The organism is Desulfatibacillum alkenivorans DSM 16219, from assembly GCF_900142135.1.
GTDB lineage: Bacteria > Desulfobacterota > Desulfobacteria > Desulfobacterales > Desulfatibacillaceae > Desulfatibacillum > Desulfatibacillum alkenivorans.
The window spans coordinates 1-1,905 of record NZ_FQZU01000091.1; the positions used below are offsets into that span (position 1 = coordinate 1).

The 1,905-nt window shown below is 56.4% G+C and carries 1 protein-coding gene; it reads right to left on the reverse strand.

The features are described from left to right. Positions 1–65 precede the first annotated feature (65 nt). Positions 66–1,766 (reverse strand): IS1634 family transposase, encoded by a 1,701-nt coding sequence (locus tag BUE18_RS27120; RefSeq protein ID WP_073479237.1) that lies wholly within the window; start codon positions 1,764–1,766, stop codon positions 66–68. Between the last annotated feature and the right edge of the window lie 139 nt (positions 1,767–1,905).

A 1,905-nucleotide genomic window follows, 5' to 3' on the forward strand; every position in this document is an offset into this window, starting at 1 on the left:
CAGGACTTTCAGAGTTAATGGCCTATATGCATCCTAATGATTTGATATAATGGACGATATTTCAGCTATATCTGTAGAACCCAACCGTCTTTGATGGCGTATCCCAGGGCCTTCAGGACCTCCTCCTGGATGGGGTTGGGATCTTCAATCCGCACCTTGGGGGACTTTTCCCCCTTATTCCAGGTGAGGACGCAGTTCAGGTTCTGCATTTCTTCCATGATGGTTCCGCCGCTGTACTTCCCTTTCACCTTGATTTCCAAAAGCCGCAGGCAGGTGAGCGCCAAAAGGCAGGTCAGGAGATGGCAGCGGATCTTGCTGTCCGTCCAGTGGAAGACCGGATTCACCCGCACGTGGCTGGAGGATTTGCTCGCCCGGAACTGGTGCTCCACCTTGTATCGGTCCTGGGAAGCCAGGACGATCTGTTCCGTGTCCCAGTCGTGGTTGTCCGTGACCATGATGGTCTTGCCCATCAGCTTCCTGGCCCGGTTGATTTCTCCCTGGTCCTTGCGAAAGCCCATTTTGCCTTCGCCAAAATCCAGATGAAAATACTTGGAACTGACGTGCAGGCTCTCGCACAGCTTTTTGTACCGCGTGGTGATGGCTTTGGGGCTGGTCCAGTGGCGCTCCTGGCCCCTGAACTTGCGCCGCCAATCCAGGAGTTCGGTCCGGATGGACTCCAGCCTGCGATCCAGGTCGCGCATCTTCTTGCGGTAGGTGGCAGGATTGAAGGTCGCCACCACCGTGCGGACCTGTCCCCACAACTCCGCCCCCGAACGATAGGCCAAGAGGCGGTCCCGCCCCCGCCCCTTATCCATGAGGCCATGATTTTTGGGGATGTCCAGGACCTCAAAACGCTCCAGGGGGACGCCCGCCATGTATTCCATGAAGTAGGGAGAGTAGGTGGTGATGAAATGGAGGCCCGCACAGGCGTCGATGGCGGCGAGGTTGTCCTCTGCGTTCATGCCCTTGTCAAAAACCACGGTCACGTCCTTGCCCGGCTCGGCGAACCCGGTCATTTTCCGGGCCATGTCGTCCAGGACCTCATGGAAGAGCTTGGAATCGTGCATGTTTCCAGGGTAGGAGGTGTAATACAAAGGCAAGGAGGTCTCCCGGTCCACCAGAAGGCCCAGCCCCACCTGGCGGAGATGGTGCTTGCTGTCTTTGCTGTGCCCCCGCCGGGATAATTGGGACGGGGTTTTGGTGGCCATGAAGGTGTAATAGTTGGTGGTGTCGAACAAAAAGGCCCGCGGCGGGCTGGGGCGCTCCTTCCACAGGCGCTGGAAAAAGCCATCCTGGACGGCTTCCAGATGCTCTGCTGACACCCGGTCCCATTTTTCCCAGTACCGCGCCGAGGTCAGTTGCTTTGCGTCCACAGGGCGGATGTGCTCCACCGCCACGTTCTTGTACCAGTCCTCCAGGGCGTGCTTGCTTTTGGGGGCGATCATGCGGTTGGCCCAGGCATAAAAGAAGTACTCCCCCACGCTCGGTCCGGTCTCCCGCTTCCCCCTGCCCACGATCCGGTCCACAAGCCCGATGGTGTCCAGCTCCTGTTCCAGGGCATGGGCCACGAAGAGCCCCCCAAAGGAACGGGTTTGCATCCTTAAGGGCTGGCCTGTTTGCTCCGCCTTTTCCAGCTTGGCCAGGATGGAGTCCGCCGTGCCCAGGTACTTTTGCCACTTGAGCTTGACCTTGCCGTCCACCCGGTGCGTTTCCCGGAGGTACCAGTAGGTTCTACCTTTAATGATTTTCTTGTATAAATGCGCCATATTGCATTGTGACAAATTAGGTTCTACATGTCAAGGCAAAAAGAAAGTATTCGTTAGAAAAATAACCGGTTGAATCAATGTATTGAAAGATTGGGGATAGGTTCTACAAGGGGGAGGGTTCAACGGATTGATTTTATTA